Origin of the sequence: Pseudomonas sp. B19(2017), from assembly GCF_002113165.1 — a bacterium.
Lineage (GTDB): Bacteria > Pseudomonadota > Gammaproteobacteria > Pseudomonadales > Pseudomonadaceae > Aquipseudomonas.
The window spans coordinates 1-20,546 of the sequence record NZ_NEJR01000016.1 but is presented as its reverse complement, the minus strand read 5'-3'; the positions used below and the strand labels follow the sequence as shown (position 1 = coordinate 20,546).

The window sequence follows — 20,546 nt, the reverse complement described above, 5'->3', positions numbered from 1 at the left end:
TCGGTCTCGGCTCAGGCCGACGCCAGCACCAGCTGCAGGTATCGGCTAAGCATAGCGAGCATCTGCCCATCGGCTTGCGCGTTCGCATCCTTGAGCAGGCCCTGATATTCCATCTGCTCGATAATCGCCGTCAACATCTGGGCGTCCTGCTCCGGTTGCCGCGAGCCCACCACCTGCAGCAATTGCCGGGTGCCATGCAGCAGGATCTGCTCATGGGCGCACACCAGTTCGGCCAGGCGCGGGCACAGCAGCGCTTCCTGGCGGAAGGCCTGCTCGGCCATCAGGAAGTCGCGACGGGTCAGCAGCTGCCGCTGTACGTAGTCGGCAGTCATGCGCGCTACCTCGTCAGCCAGCCGTGCCCGTGCCTGCGGGCCGCCGTCGCCCTGGGCCAGCAACTGGCGCAATACCACCTCGGTGTTGGCCCACAGCTTGGCCATGTAGGCAGCACTGCGCTCGACGTACTGGGCGAAGGTGTCGGTGAGCAGGTCCTCGATGTCCTTGAAATAGTAGGTGGTGGCCGACAATGGCACACCGGCCTCGGCGGCCACGGCGCGATGGCGCACACCGCGTACGCCGTCGCGCACGACAATGCGCATGGCGGCGTCGAGGATCAGTTGGCGACGCTGCTCGCTGCCCTGGCGGGCAGTTTTGCGGCCTTGGTATTGCACGCTTTCGGCGACGGCGGTGGCGATGCCGGCGGCGCCCTGGTGAGGCATTGCGGGTGTCACGGGGGGTACCTCATGGACAGTGTTTCGTCAGTGCCGGCCTCTTCGCGGCTAAAGCCGCTCCCACAGGGACTGCACCAGCCTGAGGGCAGTGGGATCCCTGTGGGAGCGGCTTTAGCCGCGAAAGGGCCGGCACAGGCAATTCAAGTGTACAGGCAAGAAAAAGCCGCCTCGAAAGGCGGCTCATTCAATTCACTCAGGCCTGCGGACGCATGTGCGGGAACAGGATTACGTCACGGATCGACGGCGAGTTGGTCAGCAGCATCACCAGGCGGTCGATACCGATGCCTTCACCTGCCGTCGGCGGCATGCCGTATTCCAGGGCACGAACGAAGTCGGCGTCGTAGTGCATGGCTTCGTCGTCACCGGCGTCCTTCTCGGCCACCTGGGCCAGGAAGCGCTCGGCCTGGTCTTCGGCATCGTTGAGCTCGGAGTAGGCGTTGGCGATCTCGCGGCCACCGATGAACAGCTCGAAACGGTCGGTAACAGCCGGGTTTTCGTCGTTGCGACGGGCCAGCGGCGACACTTCGAACGGGTACTCGGTGATGAAGTGCGGTTGCTCCAGCTTGTGCTCGACCAACTCTTCGAAAATCATCACCTGCAGCTTGCCCAGGCCTTCGTGGCCCAGCACCTTGGCGCCGGCCTTTTTGGCGATCTCGCGGGCGCGGTCGACGTCCTGCAGGTCGGCAGCGGTCAGCTCCGGGTTGTACTTGAGGATCGAGTCGAATACCGACAGGCGGGCGAACGGTTCACCGAAATGGAACACCTTGTCGCCGTAGGGTACGTCGGTAGTGCCCAGTACCAGCTGCGCCAGTTCGCGGAACAGTTCCTCGGTGAGGTCCATGTTGTCGCGGTAGTCGGCGTAGGCCTGGTAGAACTCGAGCATGGTGAATTCAGGGTTGTGACGAGTCGAAACGCCTTCGTTACGGAAGTTGCGGTTGATTTCGAACACCTTCTCGAAGCCACCAACCACCAGGCGCTTGAGGTACAGCTCCGGCGCAATACGCAGGAACATGGCCATGTCCAGGGCATTGTGATGGGTTTCGAACGGCTTGGCCGCAGCACCGCCCGGGATGGTCTGCAGCATCGGCGTCTCGACTTCGAGGAAGTCGCGCTCGATGAGGAACTTGCGGATGTGCGAGATCACTTGCGAACGCACACGGAAAGTGTGGCGGGTCTCTTCGTTGACCATCAGGTCGACGTAGCGCTGGCGGTAGCGCTGCTCGGTGTCGGTCAGGCCGTGGTGCTTGTCGGGCAGCGGGCGCAGCGACTTGGTCAGCAGACGCACGTTGGTCATTTCGACGTACAGGTCGCCCTTGCCGGAACGAGCCAAGGTACCTTCTGCGCTGATGATGTCGCCCAGGTCCCAGGTCTTGACCGCGGCCAGGGTTTCTTCCGACAAGGTCTTGCGGTTGACGTAGACCTGGATACGGCCGGTCATGTCCTGAATCACCATGAACGAGCCGCGGTTGAGCATGATGCGGCCGGCAACCTTGACCGGAATCGCTGCTGCTTCCAGTTCTTCCTTGGTCTTGTCCGCGTACTGCTTCTGCAGGTCATTGCAGTAGCTGTCGCGACGGAAGTCATTGGGGAAGGCATTGCCCTTGGCGCGCTCGGCGGCAAGCTTTTCCTTGCGCAGGGCGATCAGGGCGTTTTCTTCCTGTTGCAGGTCTTGCGCTTCGGTCTTGAGGTCGCTCATTTCGTCATTCTTTCCATCAGGTGTTCGGTGCCCCTTTCGGGCAGGGCTCGCGATACCGGCCCCAGGCCAGGTACCGCGGCGGTTGTGTGTGGCTTACAGCCCCTGCTTGAGGCTCGCTTCCAGGTACTGGTCGAGATCACCGTCCAGTACCTTCTGGCAGTCGCTGCGCTCTACACCGGTACGCAGGTCCTTGATACGCGAGTCATCCAGTACGTAGGAGCGGATCTGGTGGCCCCAGCCGATGTCCGACTTGCTGTCTTCCAGCGCCTGCGAGGCGGCGTTGCGCTTCTGCATTTCCAGCTCGTACAACTTGGCCCGCAGCATCTTCATGGCGGTGTCCTTGTTGGCGTGCTGGGAGCGTTCGTTCTGGCAGGCCACCACGGTATTGGTCGGTACGTGGGTAATACGCACCGCCGAGTCGGTGGTGTTCACGTGCTGACCACCGGCACCGGAGGAACGGTAGGTGTCGATGCGCAGGTCGGCCGGGTTGATCTCGATCTCGACCTTGTCGTCGATTTCGGGCGACACGAACACCGCCGAGAACGAGGTATGGCGACGGGCACCGGAGTCGAACGGGCTCTTGCGCACCAGGCGATGCACACCGATCTCGGTGCGCAGCCAGCCGAAGGCGTACTCGCCCTTGATATGCACGGTGGCGCCCTTGATACCGGCGACTTCACCTTCGGAAAGCTCGATGATGGTGGCATCGAAACCACGCTTGTCGGCCCAGCGCAGGTACATGCGCAGCAGGATGTTGGCCCAGTCCTGCGCCTCGGTACCACCGGAGCCGGCCTGGATGTCCAGGTAGGCGTTGTTCATGTCCATCTCGCCGCTGAACATGCGACGGAACTCGAGCTGGGCCAGCTTTTCTTCCAGGCCTTCCAGTTCGGTCACGACGTCGCCGACAGCGCCTTCGTCATTTTCCTCGACGGCCATGTCGAGCAGGTCCTGGCAGTCCGCCAGGCCGCCGGACAGCTTGTCCAGGGTCTCGACGACCTGTGCCAGCATGGCACGCTCGCGGCCCAGGGCCTGAGCGTACTCGGGCTTGTTCCAGACGTTGGGGTCTTCAAGCTCGCGGTTGACTTCGATCAGGCGGTCATGCTTGTGATCGTAGTCAAAGATACCCCCGAATGGACTGGGAACGCTCGGTGAGGTCCTTGATGGTGTTCAGGATCGGTTGGATTTCCATGGGCTGGCTACTCGCACGAATTCGGTGAAAAGCCTGCGAGTATAACCGAGTCCGTAGCAGGGCGGCAGACCCGCCGGGCGCCCAAATGGCCGCAATTTCCCTTGTAGGAGCGGTGCAGGCCCTGTCAGGCGATGCCGACCTGGTTGCGCCCACCATTCTTGGCCTGGTACAGGCCTTTGTCGGCGGCCGAAATCAGCTGCCGGCTATGGCTGCCGATGGATGGAGTCTGGGTGGCCAGACCGATGCTCACGGTCAGATACGAGTCAGGCACCGGCGCAGTATGCGGAATACCCAGGCCGAGCACGGTCTGGCGCAGCTTCTCGGCCACCAGGCGTGCCCCACCCGGCGAAGTGTTGGGCAATACCAACGCGAACTCTTCGCCACCATAGCGCGCCGGCAGGTCGGTCGGCCGCGAGCACGAGCCGCGCAGCGCCTCGGCCACCTGGCGCAAGGCCTCGTCGCCGGCCAGGTGACCGAAGCTGTCGTTGTAGGCCTTGAAGAAGTCCACGTCGATCATCAGCAGCGACAACTGCTGCTGTTCACGCATCGCCCGGCGCCATTCCAGCTCCAGATACTCGTCAAAATGGCGGCGGTTGGACAGCCCGGTCAGGCCATCGGAGTTCATCAGCCGCTGCAGCATCAGGTTGGTGTCGAGCAATTGCTGCTGGCTGACGCGCAGGGCGCGGTATGCCTCGTCGCGCTGCAGCAAGGTCAGGTAGGAGCGTGAGTGATAGCGAATGCGCGCCACCAGCTCGATGGTGTCCGGCAGCTTGACCAGGTAATCGTTGGCCCCGGCGGCAAACGCCGCGCTCTTGACCAGCGGGTCTTCCTTGGTCGACAGGACGATGATCGGGATGTCCTGGGTCGCCGGGTTGTTGCGGTATTCACGCACCAGGGTCAGCCCGTCCAGGCCAGGCATGATCAGGTCCTGCAGGATTACCGTCGGCTTGATGCGCACCGCCTGGGCCACTGCCTGGTGCGGGTCGGCGCAGAAGTGGAAGTCGATGTTTTCCTCATTGGCCAGGCCGCGCCGTACCGCCTCGCCGATCATGGCCTGGTCATCGACCAACAGCACCATTGCCGAGTTCTCGTTGGCGGTCGCGAAACCTTCGATCGGTAAGTCATTCATACCTGTTCACCCGATCACTGCCGGCCTGGCGGCGTGATTCAATACACTTCGTCATTTTGCGAAAAATTCCATCAAGCGCCCGGCTATGCGTTCCAGCGGGCGGATTTCCACTGCGGCATCGATAGCCGCAGCGGCCTTGGGCATCCCGTACACCGCACTGCTGGCCTGGTCCTGGGCAATGGTCAAGAAGCCCTGCTGGCGCATCAGCTTCAGGCCCTGGGCACCGTCGCGGCCCATGCCGGTAAGCAGCACGCCCACCGCATCGCCGGTCCAGTAGCGCGCCACACTCTCGAAGAACACATCGATCGAAGGCCGGTAGATCTCATTGACCGGTTCGGCAGTGTAGGCCAGTTGGCCGTTCTGTAGCAGGCGGATGTGGTGATTGGTGCCGGCCAGCAACACCTGCCCCGGCTGCGGCGGCTCGCCTTCACGGGCCAGACGCACCGGCAAGCCGGCAGCGCTGCTGAGCCATTCGGCCATGCCAGCAGCAAAAACCTGGTCCACATGCTGGACCAGCACGATCGCCGCCGGAAATGCCGCCGGCAGGCTCTTGAGCAGTACTTCAAGGGCTGCCGGGCCACCAGCCGACGAGCCGATCGCCACCAGCCCGCGGTGCTGGGACGTGACCCGTACCGGGGCAGCGACCGAGCGTGCGGCCGGGGCTCGCTGCTGGCCGATCAGCCAGCTTATGTTGAGGATCTTGCGCAGCAGTGGCGCTGCCGCTTCGCGCGGATCGCCCGCCCCCAACGCCGGCGTGTCGACCACGTCGAGGGCGCCGTGGCCCATGGCCTCAAACACCCGGTGCATGTTCTGCTTGCGGTCGACCGTTACGATCACGATGGCGCAGGGGGTTTCGGCCATGATCCTGCGAGTGGCCTCGACGCCGTCCATCACTGGCATTATCAGGTCCATGAGGATCAGGTCCGGTAGTTGCTCCGTGCAACGCTGCACCGCCTCGGCACCATTACCGGCCACCCAGATCACCTGGTGCTCGGGCTCGAAGGCAACTACCCGGCGCAGCGCCTCGACGGCCATGGGCATGTCGTTGACGATGGCGATCTTCATCCCTGAGCACCTCCGATCAGCTCAACCACAGCATCCAGCAACGCATCGTCGTGGAAACTGGCCTTGGCCAAATAATAGTCGGCGCCGGCATCCAGGCCACGCCGTCGGTCTTCCTCACGGTCCTTGTACGACACCACCATCACCGGCAGCGATTGTAGGCGCTGGTCGCGGCGCACCAGGGTGACCAGTTCGATGCCGTCCATGCGCGGCATGTCAATGTCGGTGATCAGCAGGTCGAAGTCTTCGCCACGCAGGGCGTTCCAGCCGTCCATGCCATCCACCGCCACCGCAACGTCGTAGCCACGGTTGCCAAGCAGCTTGCGCTGCAGTTCACGCACGGTCAGCGAGTCGTCGACCACCAGGATGCGCTTGCGCGCTACGCCACGGGCGCCGCTGCCACCGCGCTCGATGCGTTCAAGGCTGCCGGTGCTGAGCAGTTTCTCCAGCGAGCGCAGCAGGTCCTCGACATCAATGATCAGTACCACCGAACCATCGTCGAGCAAGGCGCCCGAGGAAATGTCCTGCACCTTGCCCAGCCGTGGGTCGAGCGGCATCACCACCAGCACCCGCTCGCCCACCAGCCGCTCCACGGCCACGCCGTAGAGTTGCTCACGTTCACGGATCACCACCACCCGCAGGCTGCTCTCCTGCGCTTGCCCGGCCGGGCGGTTGAGCAGCTGGCTGGCCGCGACCAGACCGATGTGCCGGCCTTCGTGCCAGAAGTGCTGGCGCCCTTCGATCTGCACGATCTCGTCGGCGCCCACTTCCAGCGTGCGTTCGATATGGGCAAGCGGGAAGGCATACGCCTCGCCACCTACCTCGACCACCAGGCTGCGCACCACCGACAGGGTCAGCGGCACCTGCAAGTGGAAACGGCAGCCCTGCCCGGCCCACTGGGTCAGCTCGATCGAACCGCGCAGCTCACGGATCATGTGCTGCACCGCATCCAGGCCGACGCCGCGCCCGGACACCTCGGTGACCTTGTCGCGCAGGCTGAAGCCGGGCAGGAACAGGAACGTCAGCAACTCTGCCTCGCTCATCCGCGCCACCGTGTCGGCGGGCGACAGGGCACGCTCGACGATGCTGCTGCGCAGGCGCTCAAGGTCGATGCCAGCTCCGTCATCGATCAGTTCAAGGCTGAGCATGCCGGCCTGGTGCAAGGCCCGCAGGCGAATCACGCCCTCCTCCGCCTTGCCCGCCAGCAGACGCCGCTCGGGCAGCTCGATGCCGTGATCGACCGCGTTACGCAGCAGGTGGGTCAGCGGCGCTTCGAGCTTTTCCAGGACATCGCGGTCAACCTGGGTCTTTTCCCCTTCCACCAGCAACCGCACCGGCTTGCCCAGCGAGCGGCCAAGGTCCCGCACCATGCGGCTCTGCCCGGTCAGCACATCGGCAAACGGCCGCATGCGGCAGGCCAGCGCAGTGTCGTAAAGCAGTTGCGCGCGCTGGCTGGCCTGCCAGCCGAACTCGTCCAGGTCGCTAGCCTGCTGCTGCAGGATCTGCTGGGTTTCTGCCAGCAAGCGCTGGGTCTGTGCCAGGGCTTCGAGCACCTCGCTGCTCTGACCACTGCCCTCCAGCTGCGTGCGCAGGCCGTCGAGCGCCTGCATGCCCTGGCCGTGCATGCGCTTGAGGCGCTGCAGGGTGGCCAGGTAAGGCTTGAGCCGCTGGGTTTCCACCAGCGACTTGCTGGACAGGTCGAGCAGGCTGTTGAGGCGGTCGGCGGTTACCCGCAGCACCCGTTCCGTACCTTCGCCCGCGCGCTTGCCGGCCTTGCGATGTGAGGCCGGCTCGGGTTCGGGCGCCAAGGGCTCGACAGGCAACGGAAACGCTTCGGCTTGCATGGCTTGCACTGGCGTTTCCGGCGCCGCTGGCAAGGCAGGTGGCACGGGGGGCATGACTGCCCCACCAGGATCAAGCAGGTTGGCCATTTGCGCGAGGAACACCGGCAGGCTCGCCTGCGCCACGGTGTCACCAGGCGTAGCAATGCGCATCAGCAGGTCAGTGCCCTGCAAAAGGGCGTCGATATGCTCGGCGCTCAAACGCAGGCGGCCCTCCTGGGCAGCTACCAGGCAATCTTCCATGACGTGGGCTACGCTGACACCCGCATCCACCCCGACGATCCGCGCCGCCCCCTTCAGCGAGTGGGCGGCACGCATGCAAGCCTCGAGCTGGTCGGCCTGCGTAGGGTTACGTTCCAGCGCCATCAGGCCGACGCTGAGCACCTGGGTCTGCGCCTCGGCCTCCAGGCTGAACAGTTCGAGCAACGATGCGTCGCGCATTTGCTCTGGGGTCATGACAGGCTCCGCTGCACGGCAGACAGTAAGTGTTGATCGTCCAGCACTCGCACGCTACGGCCACGCCATTGCAGCACCGCAGCGGTGAAGTGGGTGGCGTCCTGACCACTGCCCGGCAGCAGCGGGTCGAGCCGGTGAATGCCGTCGATTTCCTCGACCGCCATCACTACCGGCCCCCCCTTGGCGGCCAGGATCAGCATGCGCGGCAGCGATCGGCCGCTGCGTTGTTCGCCAGCGCTGGCCTGCACCCCCAAAAGGTCGGCCAGTGACAGGCAGGGCACCAGCGCACCGCGCACGTTGGCCACCCCAAGCAACACCCGTGAGCGCTGGTGGGGCAGTGAATGCACCGCTTGCAACGGGGCAATTTCGGCCAGGCAGGCAGTGGCCAGCGCCAGCCACTCTTCCCCCAGGCGGAACAGCAGCATGGAGCGGCCACTGCTTTCCTCGACCGGCGGCGCCATGGCAGCCTGATGGTCCTGCATCAGCGCGTAGCGATCGAGCAGGCGAGTGGCAGCAGCGGCGTAGACTTCGCAGTTGCGGCAGTGAACGTGACGCTCCAGCAGCGGGCACTGCTTGTCGCCGTGCACGCCGATGCGGTTCCAGCAGTCGTCGATGTGCGCGTCATCCTCGGCGAGCAATTGCATCGCGGATTCCTTCATCGTTCAGACTCCCGGCCAACCCGCGCAGCGCGCTCCTGCAGGCGCCGGGCACCGGCCAGGTCGCCCTGGGCCGCCAGCAAGGCCGCCAGGTGCACCAGCGCCTCAGGGTGCTGCGGCTCCAGGTACAGGGCTTTGCGGTAGTGGCTCAGCGCCTGCTGCGCATCGCCTTCGGTATCGCTCAGCAGCCCAAGCCAGTAGTAAACCTGCGCCGCAGGCGCAAACTGGCCCAGGTAGCGCTGGCATTCGGCACGGGCCTGCTCGCTGGCGCCGGCGTTGGCCAGCCGGGCAATGCTGGCCAGCAACTCGCTGGCCTCCTCGCGTTTCTGCGCGCGGGCCGGTGCGGGCCTGGCTGGCGTCGGCAGCACGCGTAGCGGCCGGGGCAAGGGCGCGTTCGCGGCGGAAAAGCCTGGCGTCGCCGAGGGTGGCAAGGTGCGCCGCACGGGCTGCACCGGGGCCGGGGCCCGCGCGGCGGCGCCGTCCTCCTGGCGCACGTAGGCAAACGACTGGGCAACCCCCAGCGGGCGCATGCCCAGGCGTGCCAACAAGCTGCCTTCGGCCGGGCCGATGAACAGCACGCCCTGTGGGTGCAGCAGGCGCTTGAGCACTTCGAACACCCGTTGCTGGGTCGGTACATCGAAGTAGATCAGCAAGTTGCGACAGAACACGAAATCGTACAGGCCATCGCGGCTGGCCAGCGTCGGGTCGAGCACATTGCCCACCTGCAGGTTGACCTGCTCGCGCACCCGCTGATGAAGGTGGTGGCCTTCTTCGACGACATCGAAGTAGCGCTCGCGAAAGCTCAGGTCGCTGCCACGGAAAGCATTGCGGCCGTACACGGCCTGCACGGCCTTGGCCACCGAACCGGGGCTGATGTCCATGCCGTCGATCAGAAACGCCCCCGGCGCGATGCCGGCATCGAACAGGGCCATGGCCAGCGAATAGGGTTCCTCGCCGGTCGAACAGGGCAGGCTGAGCAAGCGCAGCGGGCGCGCCCCGGCCAGCTCGGCCAGGCGCTTGTGTGCCAGGCTGGCCAGCGCAGCGAAGGATTCGGGATAACGGAAAAACCAGGTTTCCGGGACAATCACCGCCTCGATCAGTGCCTGTTGCTCATCCAGCGATCGCTGCAGGTACAGCCAGTAATCATCCAGATCCGCGGTGTTGGCCGCCACACAACGCTGGCGTAGCGCACGCTCGACCATGGGCGCGCCCACCGACTCCACATCCAGGCCGATGCGGTCGCGCAGGAAGCGGAAGAAACGCTGTTCGCTCATGTCGGCCTCCCTGTCGGATCATCGGCGTACAGCAGCTCGTGCACGGCATCGGGCAGCAGATCGTTGACTTCGATGCACTGCAACAAGCCCTGTTCATCCTGGCGCACCGGGCCCAGATACTGGGCTTCGCCGCTGTCTACGCCATACGGCTGGAACTCGTCGGGGTGGCAACGCAGGGTTTCGGTGGCCTGTTCCAGGATCAGGCCAAGCTGCAGGCCATCGCGGTAATGCACCAGCACCAGCCGGGTACTGGTGCGTTGCGCCGCTGGCTGGCCGAAGCTCAACGCTGCCAGGTCGATCACCGGCACCAGCAGGCCTCGGTGGGCAAGAATGCCCGCGACCCAATCAGGCGCCTGAGCGATCGGCTTGAGCGGCTGGCGCGGTAGCACCTCGATCACCTCGTGCACGCTCAGGGCAAAGCGCTGCTCCTTGATGCGAAACTGCAGGTACAACGCCCCCTGGGCGTTGCCCGCTCGCGCAGCACGCGGTTGCAATTCCTTCATCGCGGTCAGACTTTGAAACGCGACACGCCGCCACGCAGGCCGGCGGCCACCTGGCTCAGCTCGTCGATGGCGAAACTGGCCTGGCGCAACGACTCGACCGTCTGGGTGCTGGCATCGCTGAGCTGCGCCAGCGCCTGGTTGATCTGTTCGGCACCGGTAGCCTGGGCCTGCATGCCTTCATTGACCATCAACACGCGCGGTGCCAGGGCCTGCACCTGGTGGATGATCTGGCTAAGTTGCTCACCCACCTGCTGTACCTCGAACATGCCGCGGCGCACCTCTTCGGAAAACTTGTCCATTCCCATGACCCCGGCCGACACGGCGGACTGGATCTCGCGCACCATCTGCTCGATGTCGTAGGTGGCCACGGCAGTCTGGTCGGCAAGGCGGCGCACTTCGGTTGCCACCACGGCAAAGCCGCGGCCGTACTCGCCGGCCTTCTCCGCCTCGATGGCAGCATTCAGCGACAACAGGTTGGTCTGGTCGGCGACCTTGACGATGGTCACCACCATCTGGGTGATGTTGCTTGCCTTCTCGTTGAGGATGCCCAGCTTGGCGTTGACCAGGTCGGCAGCGCCCATCACCTGGTGCATGGTTTCCTCCATGCGCGCCAGGCCCTGCTGGCCGGAGCCGGCCAGGCTGGAGGCCTGATCGGCGGCCGAGGTGACTTCGGTCATGGTACGCACCAAGTCGCGCGAGGTGGCGGCGATTTCCCGCGAGGTGGCGCCGATTTCCGTAGTGGTGGCGGCGGTTTCGGTGGCGGTAGCCTGCTGCTGCTTGGAAGTGGCGGCGATCTCGGTTACCGAGGTGGTCACCTGCACCGACGAGCGCTGGGCCTGGGCCACCAGGTTGGCCAGGGCTTCGGCCATTTCGTTGAAGCCGCTCTCGATGGCACCGAATTCGTCCTTGCGGTCCAGGCTCAGGCGCATGCTCAGGTCGCCAGAGCGCAGTTTGTCGAGGGCATGCACGATACGCTGCATGGGCGCACTGATGACACGCATGAGCAGCAGCCCGCATATGCCCGCGGCGATGATTGCCAGCAACAGCGAAACCACCATGCTGCCCTTGGCGGTGCTCACGGCGCTGACGATTTCGTTGGTAGCCTCGTTGGCCGATATGCGATTGTCCTCGATGACTTCGTTCAGGTGCTTGCGCCCATCCACCCAGGCCGGGGTGAGCACCTCGTTGATCAGCCGCTGGGCTTCGGCGTAGTCATGCCGGCGATAGGCGTCCAGCACCTGGTTGACGATCTTCAGGTAATTGTCCGCGAGTTGCCCGAAGCTGTCGAAGCGGGTCTGGTCGTCCTTGCTCTTGATCGTGTTCTGATAACTCGCCATGTGTTGCCGCAGGCGGTCCTCGAAACTCTTGAACAGTTCCATGTCGGCCGAGGTGATTTCGCGCTGGTTGGACAGGCCCACCAGCTGCTGGCTGGTGACGTAGCTGTCGACCCAGGCGCTGCGGATCATGGAGCTGTAGTAGAGGCCGGGAATGCTGTCGCTGCCCACTGCCTGCTCGGCAGATGCGATGGTCGCCAGCCGCGAGTAGGCGGCCACGATCATCAGCAGCATGATGGCGATGATCACGGCGAAACTTGCCAGGATCCGTTGGCGCAAGGTCCAGTTCTTCACATTCAGCCCTCAGGAATTCACAACGAGCGGGGAAATCGCCGAAGTATAGCCCAGGCGCCCAGCGCTCATGCGGCTGAAATGTGCGGCTCCCACCTCGACCGCATGACCTCAGGCCATGTGCGATCCCTGTGGGAGCCCGGCTTGCCGGCGATGGGCTGCAACGCAGCCCCCATCACTGGCCGGCAGCAAGCCTTGCCTGGCTTTCCAGTTCCTGGCGCAGGCCAGGGTCCAGGCGTAACTGGCGGGCCAGTTCGTCCAGGTAGGCACGCTCCATGAAGTTCTCCTGGTCGATCATCATCACGCTGGCCAGGTACATCTCGGCAGCCATCTCCGGCGTTTGCGCGGCACGGGCCACTTCGGCCGGGTCCAGTGGCCTGTTCAGCTCGGCATGCAGCCAATGCTGCAATTCGCGGTCTGTGCCCAGACGCGTGAACTCGCCCTCGATCAGCGCCCGCTCGCGTTCGTCGATATGGCCATCGGACTTGGCCGCCGCCACCAGCGCCTGCAGCACCGCCTGGCTGTGCTGCTCGGCCTGGGCCGGCGGCAGGCGGTCGACCGTCTGTGGCTCGGTGGCGGCCATCTGCTGGCGCGCCTGCCAGTTGCCGTAAGCCTTGTAGGCCAGTACACCGAGCGCTGCCAGGCCGCCATAGGTGAGGGCCTTGCCGCCATATTTGCGGGCTTTCCTGTTGCCCAGCAGCAAACCCATTGCACCTGCCGCCAGGGCGCCGCCACCGGCACCGGAAAGCAGGCTGCCAAGGCCGCCGGCACTGGCAGCTGGCTTGCCAGCGCTGCCCTTGCCGGCCTGGCTGGCGAGCAAGTCCTGGCCGGACTTGAGCAACTGGTCGAGCAATCCCCGGGTATTCATCAAACGGTCTCCACATTGGCCAAGGGAGCCGTCAGGTTAAGCCCTGCCCGCGCGATCGCCATGGGGGATTTGCTTCCGGATGTTGCATTGGCTGGCAAAAAGCCAACTAGACTCGATATCGCCAATACCGCGCGCAACCGCACTACGCTTATAACGATTGCTTCACGGCTTGCTTGACGACTGCCTCCGACCAAAATCTCCAAGAAGAGGGAACACCATGTCAGTGCACAAGACCGCATTGCTCGGCGCCACTGCCTGCGCCGTGCTGGCCAGCGCCGGCCTGCAGGCTGGCGAACCGCCCAAGGCCCTGGGGCCCGGCGAGGGCCGCCTGGACATCGTCGCCTGGCCCGGCTACATAGAGCGCGGTGAAAGCGACAAGGCCTACGACTGGGTGACCGGTTTCGAGCAGGAAACCGGCTGCAAGGTCAGCGTGAAGACCGCCGCCACTTCGGACGAGATGGTCAGCCTGATGACCAAGGGCGGCTACGACCTGGTCACCGCCTCGGGCGACGCGTCGCTGCGGCTGATCGCGGGCAAGCGGGTACAACCGATCAACACCGCCTTGATCCCCAACTGGAAGAACATCGACCCACGGCTGCAGAACGGCGGCTGGTACGTGGTCGACAAGCGGGTCTATGGCACCCCGTACCAGTGGGGGCCGAATGTTCTGCTGTACAACACCGAGGTGTTCAAGCAGGCACCCACCAGCTGGGGCGTGCTGTTCGAGCCGCAGAACCTGCCCGACGGCAAGCCGAACAAGGGCCGCGTGCAGGCCTACGACGGGCCGATCTACATCGCCGATGCGGCGTTGTACCTGAAGACGGCCAAGCCGGAGCTGGGCATTCAGGACCCGTACGAGTTGAACGAAGCGCAGTACAAGGCCGTGCTGGAACTGCTGCGCCAGCAGCAACCGCTGATTCACCGCTACTGGCATGACGCCACGGTACAGATGAGCGACGTGAAGAATGAAGGCGTAGTCGCCTCCAGCTCCTGGGGTTATATGGTCAATGGCCTGAAGGCCGAGAAGCAGCCTGTGGCCTCGACCATCCCCAAGGAAGGCGCGACCGGCTGGGCCGATACCACCATGCTGCACAGCGAGGCCAAGCACCCTAACTGTGCCTACAAATGGATGGACTGGTCGCTGCAGCCGAAGGTACAGGGTGACGTGGCAGCCTGGTTCGGTTCGTTGCCTGCAGTACCGGCGGCCTGTACCGGCAGCGAGCTGCTGGGGGCCGAGGGTTGCAAGACCAATGGCTTCGACAACTTCGACAAGATCGCCTTCTGGAAAACCCCGCAGGCCCAGGGGGGCAAGTTCGTGCCGTATAGCCGCTGGACCCAGGATTACATTGCGATCATGGGTGGGCGCTGAGGTTGCCTGAATGCCTGGCCCGACCTCTTCGCGGGCTTGCCCGCTCCCACAGGTAGGGCACCGGCCTTGAAGGCTGTGTAGTACCTGTGGGAGCGGGCGTGCCCGCGAAGAGGCCGGCACAGGAGAAACTTTGATGCCTGGAGCCCACGCATGCCCCTAGCCGTTCAGTTCACCCAGGTCTCCCGCACCTTCGGCGAGGTCAAGGCCGTCGACCAGGTCAGCATCGACATCGTCGATGGCGAATTCTTTTCCATGCTCGGCCCCTCTGGCTCGGGCAAGACCACCTGCCTGCGCCTGATCGCCGGCTTCGAGCAACCCACCAGCGGTTCGATCCGCATCCACGGCGTCGAAGCCGGCGGCGTGCCGCCCTACCTGCGCGACGTCAACACCGTATTCCAGGACTACGCATTGTTCCCGCACATGAACGTACTGGACAACATCGCCTACGGCCTGAAGGTAAAGGGCGTGGCCAAAGCCGAACGCCACAGCCGCGCCGAAGAAGCCTTGGCGATGGTGGCTTTGGCCGGCTACGGCGGGCGTAGGCCGGCGCAGCTGTCCGGCGGCCAGCGTCAGCGCGTGGCCCTGGCCCGTGCGCTGGTCAACCGGCCACGGGTACTGCTGCTGGACGAGCCGCTGGGCGCGCTGGACCTGAAATTGCGCGAACAGATGCAGGGCGAGCTGAAAAAGCTGCAGCGCCAGCTGGGCATCACCTTCATATTCGTCACCCACGACCAGACCGAGGCGCTGTCGATGTCCGACCGTGTCGCAGTGTTCAACCGCGGCCGTATCGAGCAGGTCGACACCCCGCGCAACCTGTACATGCAGCCGGCCACCCCCTTCGTTGCGGAATTCGTCGGCAGCTCCAACGTGGTGCGCGGCGAACTGGCCATGGCGCTCAATGGCAGCCCGGCGCCCTTCTCCATCCGCCCCGAACACATCCGTCTCGGTGACCCGGCCACAACCGGTGAGCATGTCCAGGTCAGCGGCCTGCTGCACGATATACAGTACCAGGGCAGTGCCACCCGCTACGAGCTGCAGCTGGACAGCGGCCAGTTGCTGGCGGTGAGCCAGGCCAACGACCGCTGGCAGGCGCAGGCACAGGCCTGGCAACCCGGGCAACGGGTCCAGGCCCACTGGCCCCGCGAAGCCATGACGCTGCTGCAGGAAACCGAGGGCTGCTGACATGAGCACATTGCGCGGCCTGTCCAACCTGCTGTACCGGCGCCCCAACCTGTACCTGGCCCTGCTGTTGATCCCGCCACTGACCTGGTTCGGCGCGATCTACCTTGGCTCGCTGCTGAACCTGCTGTGGCAGGGCTTCTATACCTTCGACGACTTCACCATGGCGGTAACCCCGGACCTGACCCTGGGCAATTTCACCGCGCTGTTCAACCCGTCGAACTTCGACATCATCCTGCGCACCCTGGGCATGGCGCTGGCGGTGTCGCTGGCCAGTGCGGTGCTAGCCTTCCCTGTCGCCTACTACATGGCGCGCTACACCAGCGGCAAGACCAAGGCATTCTTCTACATTGCAGTGATGATGCCGATGTGGGCCAGCTACATCGTCAAGACCTACGCCTGGACCCTACTGCTGGCCAAGGGCGGCGTGGCCCAGTGGTTCGTCCAGCAGCTGCACCTGGATGCCTTGCTGCAAACCGTACTGGCCGTGCCAGGCGTGGGCGGCAGCACCCTGTCGACCTCGCACCTGGGGCGCTTCATGGTGTTCGTGTATATCTGGCTGCCGTTCATGATCCTGCCGATCCAGGCTTCGCTGGAGCGCTTGCCGCCGTCGTTGCTGCACGCCTCGGCAGACCTCGGCGCCCGGCCCGGGCAAACCTTCATGCAGGTGATCCTGCCACTGTCGATCCCGGGCATTGCCGCCGGCTCGATCTTTACCTTTTCGCTGACCCTGGGCGACTTCATCGTGCCGCAGTTGATCGGCCCGCCCGGTTATTTCATCGGCAGCATGGTCTATGCCCAGCAAGGGGCGATCGGCAACATGCCGATGGCCGCCGCGTTCACCCTGGTGCCTATCGTGCTGATCGCGGTGTACCTTTCCATCGTCAAGCGCCTGGGGGCCTTCGATGCACTCTGAAAAAGCCTCGACCGGGCTGCGCCTTGCCGCCTGGGGCGGCTTGCTGTTCCTGCACTTTCCGATCCTGATCATCTTCCTGTACGCCTTCAACATCGAAGACGCAGCGTTCAGCTTCCCGCCCAAGGGCTTCACCCTGAAGTGGTTCGCCGTAGCTTTCGCCCGGCCCGATGTGCGGGAGGCGATCACGTTGTCGCTGCAGGTAGCCTGCCTGGCCACGCTGATCGCCCTGGTGCTCGGCACGCTGGCCTCGGCGGCGCTGTACCGGCGCAGCTTTTTCGGCAAGGAGAGCATTTCGCTGATGCTGATCCTGCCCATCGCCCTGCCCGGCATCATCACCGGCATCGCCCTGCTCTCGGCGTTCAAGACCCTGGGGATAGAGCCTGGGGTGTTCACCATCGTGGTCGGCCACGCCACGTTCTGCGTGGTGATCGTATACAACAACGTGATCGCCCGCCTGCGGCGCACTTCGCAGAGCCTGATCGAAGCCTCGATGGACCTGGGCGCCGACGGCTGGCAGACCTTCCGCTACATCATCCTGCCCAACCTCGGCTCGGCGCTGCTGGCCGGCGGCATGCTGGCCTTTGCCCTGTCGTTCGACGAAATCATCGTCACCACCTTCACCGCCGGCCACGAACGCACCCTGCCGATCTGGCTGCTCAACCAGCTCAGCCGCCCGCGCGACGTGCCGGTGACCAACGTGGTCGCCATGCTGGTGATGCTGGTGACCATGCTGCCGATTCTTGGCGCCTATTACCTGACCCGTGGCGGCGAAAGCGTCGCGGGCAGCGGCAAATGACCCTGGAGGAGTCCCCGATGCAAACGCAGATGCTGATCAATGGTCAAATGGTCGCTGGCCAAGGCCCGGCCTGGACCGTGCTCAACCCGGCGCTGGGCACCGCCCTGGCGCAGATCAACGAAGCCAGCGAAGCCCAGGTGGATAGCGCCGTGCGCGCCGCCGACCAGGCCTTCGACAGCTGGTCGCAAACCAGCCCCAAGGAGCGCTCGCAAACCTTGCTGGCGCTGGCCGACGCTATCGAAGAACATGGCGATGAACTGGCCAGGCTGGAATCGCAGAACTGCGGCAAGCCGCTGAGCGCCGCGCTGAATGACGAGATCCCGGCGATTGCCGACGTGTTCCGCTACTTTGCCGGTGCGGCGCGCTGCCTGGGCGGCTCGGCAGCCGGCGAGTACCTGCCGGGCCATACGTCGATGATCCGCCGCGACCCGCTGGGCGTGGTGGCTTCGATCGCGCCTTGGAATTACCCGTTGATGATGCTGGCGTGGAAGATCGCCCCGGCCCTGGCGGCCGGCAATACGGTGGTGATCAAGCCCTCCGAGCTGACCCCGCTGACCGCACTGCGCCTCGGTGAACTGGCCCGGGACCTGCTGCCAGCGGGGGTGCTGAACATTCTCTTCGGCCGTGGCCAGACGGTCGGTAACCCGCTGGTCACCCACCCCAAGGTGCGCATGGTGTCGCTGACCGGCTCGATCCCTACCGGCGCACACATCATCAGCGCCACTGCCGACAGCGTAAAACGCATGCACATGGAACTGGGCGGCAAGGCCCCGGTTTTGGTGTTCGATGATGCCGACATCGACGCCGCCATCGACGGTATCCGCACCTTCGGCTTCTACAACGCCGGCCAGGACTGCACCGCCGCCTGTCGGCTGTATGTGCAGGACGGCATCTACGAGCGTTTCGTCGAACGCCTGGGGGCCGCAGTGGCCAGCCTCAAGCCAGGCCTGCAGGATGCCGAGGACACTGAACTTGGGCCACTGATCAGTGCACAGCACCGCGACAAGGTCGCAGGGCTGGTGCAACGGGCCATCGCCCAGCCGCATATTCGCCTGGTAACCGGTGGCAAGGCGATTGATGGCGACGGCTTCTTCTTCGAACCGACCGTGCTGGCCGATGCCCTGCAGGATGACGAAATCGTGCGCAACGAAGTGTTCGGCCCCGTGGTGTCGGTGACCCGCTTCAGCGACGAGGCCCAGGCGCTGTCCTGGGCCAACGACTCCAACTACGGCCTGGCCTCATCGGTCTGGACCCGCGACACCGGCCGCGCCCACCGCCTGGCGGCGCGCCTGCAGTATGGCTGCACATGGGTGAACACCCACTTCATGCTGGTCAGCGAAATGCCCCATGGCGGGCAGAAGCATTCGGGGTATGGCAAGGACATGTCGATGTATGGGCTGGAGGACTACACCTGTGTGCGGCATGTGATGATCAAGCATTGAGGGTAAAGCCTGGGCTGAGATCGGCACCTCAGTCCGGGAGCTTTCCTGCAATCGGTTCGGCCCATTCCTAATGCCACATCCTTTAGCTTGTAGTCATCGAAACTGGATTATCACGAGGCTGGATGACATGAAATATCGAGGACAACGAGCAAAGGTGAAATACAGCAAGGAAGACCATTCATGGGTCGGGCACCTTTGCACGACTTGCGATATCGTCGGGTTTCACGCTCGGTCGCGCAGGCTATTGCCTGCCGCGTTCAAAGAGGCAGTGGACGACTATTTGGAAGTAGCCAATAGAAAGGAGTAAGTATCAACGCCTGACTTTGCGCGATTTCTGTGGGAGCGGGTTCATCGAGGCGTCGAACCGCCGCGAACACCGGCAAAGCCGGTGCAAAACACCGAGCCGCCTTCTTCGCGGGCTTGCCCGCTCCCACAGGTACATCACAGCCCTTGAGGTTAGTGATTTACCTGTGGGAGCGGGCAAGCCCGCGAAGAGGCCAGTACAGATAGCCCCTAGTCGCGCAGGTCCGACTCGTGAATCGGGTTAGCCCGGCTGGTGGCGCGCTGGTACTGCGCTGGCCAGGTGGCCTTGTTGCCGCCCAGATCATCGTCGGCATGCAGCGGCCAGTACGGGTCGCGCAGCAGTTCACGGGCAAGGAAGATGATGTCGGCCTGGCCGGTGCGCAGGATGTGCTCGGCCTGGGCCGGTTCGGTAATCATGCCCACGGTGCCGGTAGCAATTTCCGACTCCTTGCGCACGCGCTCGGCGAAGCGGGTCTGGTAGCCGGGCCCGGTGGGGATTTCGGCATTGACCGAGGTGCCGCCGGAGGACACATCGATCAGGTCGACGCCCAAGCCACGCAGACGGCGCGCCAGTTCGACGGTTTCATCCGGATTCCAGCCGTCCTCGACCCAGTCGGTGGCCGATACACGCACGAACAGCGGTAACTCGGCAGGCCAGACCTTGCGCACGGCCTCGACCACCTGCAGGGTCAGGCGGATACGGTTTTCGAAGCAACTGCCGTATTCGTCGCGACGCTGGTTGCTCAGCGGCGACAGGAACTGGTGCAGCAGGTAGCCATGAGCGGCGTGGATTTCGACCACCTTGAAACCGGCCTTCAGGGCACGCTCGGTCGAGGCGACGAAGGCGGCGATCACATCCTGGATCTCGTCATGGGTCAGCTCGCGTGGCGGTGTGTGTTGCGGGTCGAAGGCGATCTTCGACGGCCCCACCGGCTGCCAACCGCCCTCTTCCAGTTTGACGCTGCCTTGCTTGCCCAGCCACGGACGATAGGTGCTGGCCTTGCGCCCGGCGTGAGCCAGCTGAATACCGGGCACGCCCCCCTGGGCGGTGATGAAACGGGTGATGCGCTGCAATGGGGCGATCTGCGCGTCGTCCCACAAGCCGAGGTCTTCAGCGGTGATGCGGCCATCGGCGGTAACCGCCACGGCTTCAGTGATTACCAGGCCCGCACCACCCACGGCGCGGCTGCCTAAATGGACAAGGTGCCAATCGTTGGCCAGGCCATCGACAGCGGAATACTGGCACATCGGCGAAACAGCTATGCGGTTGGGCAGGGTCAACTGACGCAGGGTGTAAGGCTCGAGCAACAGGCTCATGAGGGCACCTCCCAAGGACTCCAATGGTGATCCGGCCCGAACACTCAATTGCACGTCCCTGGCCCGGGTCCGGTCATAACATCAGACTAGACCAGAATGGTTGGGGGGGAGGTTCCATGGGATTTGGTAGAGGTTGAACGGCTCTGCGTTACCAGCCCCATGTCTGATCAGAGTTTCAGATATCCCTTACGGCCCAG

General features: G+C 64.4%; 17 protein-coding genes. 5 read left to right on the top strand and 12 right to left on the bottom strand.

Translation table 11 applies throughout. The features are described from left to right. Nucleotides 1–11: 11 nt before the first annotated feature. The 11 genes from CAF70_RS19690 to CAF70_RS19645 form a co-directional block, all read right to left on the bottom strand. A complete protein-coding gene (locus CAF70_RS19690; RefSeq protein WP_085626401.1) occupies nucleotides 12–716 on the bottom strand; it encodes a TetR/AcrR family transcriptional regulator in 705 nt (234 codons plus the stop codon). A 205-nt stretch (nucleotides 717–921) separates the two neighbouring features. After that, complete coding sequence (gene lysS / locus CAF70_RS19685) at nucleotides 922–2,424, bottom strand: lysine--tRNA ligase (RefSeq protein WP_085626400.1); 1,503 nt, start codon at nucleotides 2,422–2,424, stop codon at nucleotides 922–924. A gap of 93 nt (nucleotides 2,425–2,517) precedes the next feature. Next, a protein-coding gene (gene prfB / locus CAF70_RS27085) for a peptide chain release factor 2 (protein ID WP_108480361.1) occupies nucleotides 2,518–3,613 on the bottom strand; the annotation gives its coding sequence in 2 pieces (ribosomal slippage) (nucleotides 2,518–3,540 and nucleotides 3,542–3,613; 1,095 coding nt in all). Nucleotides 3,614–3,737: 124 nt separating this feature from the next. Then, on the bottom strand, nucleotides 3,738–4,742 hold the full coding sequence (gene wspR / locus CAF70_RS19680) for a Wsp signal transduction system regulator diguanylate cyclase WspR (RefSeq protein ID WP_085626399.1): 1,005 nt from the start codon (nucleotides 4,740–4,742) through the stop codon (nucleotides 3,738–3,740). Nucleotides 4,743–4,793: 51 nt separating this feature from the next. Then, the gene (wspF, locus tag CAF70_RS19675; RefSeq protein ID WP_085626398.1) at nucleotides 4,794–5,807 is read right to left on the bottom strand and encodes a Wsp signal transduction system protein-glutamate methylesterase WspF; all 1,014 of its coding nucleotides are present in this window, start codon (nucleotides 5,805–5,807) and stop codon (nucleotides 4,794–4,796) included. Continuing rightward, entirely contained in the window at nucleotides 5,804–8,101 is a 2,298-nt protein-coding gene (locus tag CAF70_RS19670; protein WP_085626397.1) for a hybrid sensor histidine kinase/response regulator, read from the bottom strand. The genes wspF and CAF70_RS19670 overlap by 4 nt, the downstream gene beginning before the upstream one ends. Next, nucleotides 8,098–8,745 (bottom strand): chemotaxis protein CheW, encoded by a 648-nt coding sequence (locus CAF70_RS19665; RefSeq protein WP_371915960.1) that lies wholly within the window; start codon nucleotides 8,743–8,745, stop codon nucleotides 8,098–8,100. Before CAF70_RS19665 ends, CAF70_RS19670 begins: the two co-directional genes overlap by 4 nt. An 11-nt stretch (nucleotides 8,746–8,756) precedes the next feature. Then, nucleotides 8,757–10,031 carry a protein-glutamate O-methyltransferase CheR gene (locus CAF70_RS19660; RefSeq protein ID WP_085626395.1) on the bottom strand — a complete coding sequence of 425 codons (1,275 nt, stop codon included), beginning with the start codon at nucleotides 10,029–10,031 and terminating at the stop codon, nucleotides 8,757–8,759. After that, nucleotides 10,028–10,534: a chemotaxis protein CheW gene (locus CAF70_RS19655; RefSeq protein ID WP_085626394.1), complete on the bottom strand. Its 507-nt coding sequence runs from the start codon at nucleotides 10,532–10,534 to the stop codon at nucleotides 10,028–10,030. The genes CAF70_RS19660 and CAF70_RS19655 overlap by 4 nt, the downstream gene beginning before the upstream one ends. Before the next feature lie 5 nt (nucleotides 10,535–10,539). Beyond that, nucleotides 10,540–12,162, bottom strand: coding sequence for a methyl-accepting chemotaxis protein (locus tag CAF70_RS19650; RefSeq protein ID WP_085626393.1), 1,623 nt, complete (start codon nucleotides 12,160–12,162; stop codon nucleotides 10,540–10,542). A gap of 172 nt (nucleotides 12,163–12,334) precedes the next feature. Then, nucleotides 12,335–13,027 (bottom strand): tellurite resistance TerB family protein, encoded by a 693-nt coding sequence (locus CAF70_RS19645; protein WP_085626392.1) that lies wholly within the window; start codon nucleotides 13,025–13,027, stop codon nucleotides 12,335–12,337. Nucleotides 13,028–13,244: 217 nt separating this feature from the next. On the opposite strand from CAF70_RS19645, the gene ydcS reads away from it, so the two are divergent. The 5 genes from ydcS (at nucleotide 13,245) to CAF70_RS19620 (ending at nucleotide 18,729) form a co-directional block, all read left to right on the top strand. Then, on the top strand, nucleotides 13,245–14,396 hold the full coding sequence (ydcS, locus tag CAF70_RS19640) for a putative ABC transporter substrate-binding protein YdcS (protein WP_085626391.1): 1,152 nt from the start codon (nucleotides 13,245–13,247) through the stop codon (nucleotides 14,394–14,396). 150 nt (nucleotides 14,397–14,546) lie between these two features. Next, on the top strand, nucleotides 14,547–15,578 hold the full coding sequence (locus tag CAF70_RS19635; protein ID WP_085626390.1) for an ABC transporter ATP-binding protein: 1,032 nt from the start codon (nucleotides 14,547–14,549) through the stop codon (nucleotides 15,576–15,578). Between the two features lies 1 nt (nucleotide 15,579). Beyond that, the gene (locus CAF70_RS19630) at nucleotides 15,580–16,491 is read left to right on the top strand and encodes an ABC transporter permease (RefSeq protein WP_085626389.1); all 912 of its coding nucleotides are present in this window, start codon (nucleotides 15,580–15,582) and stop codon (nucleotides 16,489–16,491) included. Continuing rightward, nucleotides 16,481–17,287, top strand: a complete 807-nt coding sequence (locus CAF70_RS19625; protein ID WP_085626388.1) for an ABC transporter permease — start codon at nucleotides 16,481–16,483, stop codon at nucleotides 17,285–17,287. The genes CAF70_RS19630 and CAF70_RS19625 overlap by 11 nt, the downstream gene beginning before the upstream one ends. 17 nt (nucleotides 17,288–17,304) lie before the next feature. Next, nucleotides 17,305–18,729, top strand: coding sequence for a gamma-aminobutyraldehyde dehydrogenase (locus CAF70_RS19620; RefSeq protein ID WP_085626387.1), 1,425 nt, complete (start codon nucleotides 17,305–17,307; stop codon nucleotides 18,727–18,729). A gap of 513 nt (nucleotides 18,730–19,242) precedes the next feature. On the opposite strand, the gene CAF70_RS19615 is transcribed toward CAF70_RS19620, so the two are convergent. Then, nucleotides 19,243–20,349 carry an NADH:flavin oxidoreductase/NADH oxidase gene (locus tag CAF70_RS19615; RefSeq protein WP_085626386.1) on the bottom strand — a complete coding sequence of 369 codons (1,107 nt, stop codon included), beginning with the start codon at nucleotides 20,347–20,349 and terminating at the stop codon, nucleotides 19,243–19,245. Nucleotides 20,350–20,546: the final 197 nt, after the last annotated feature.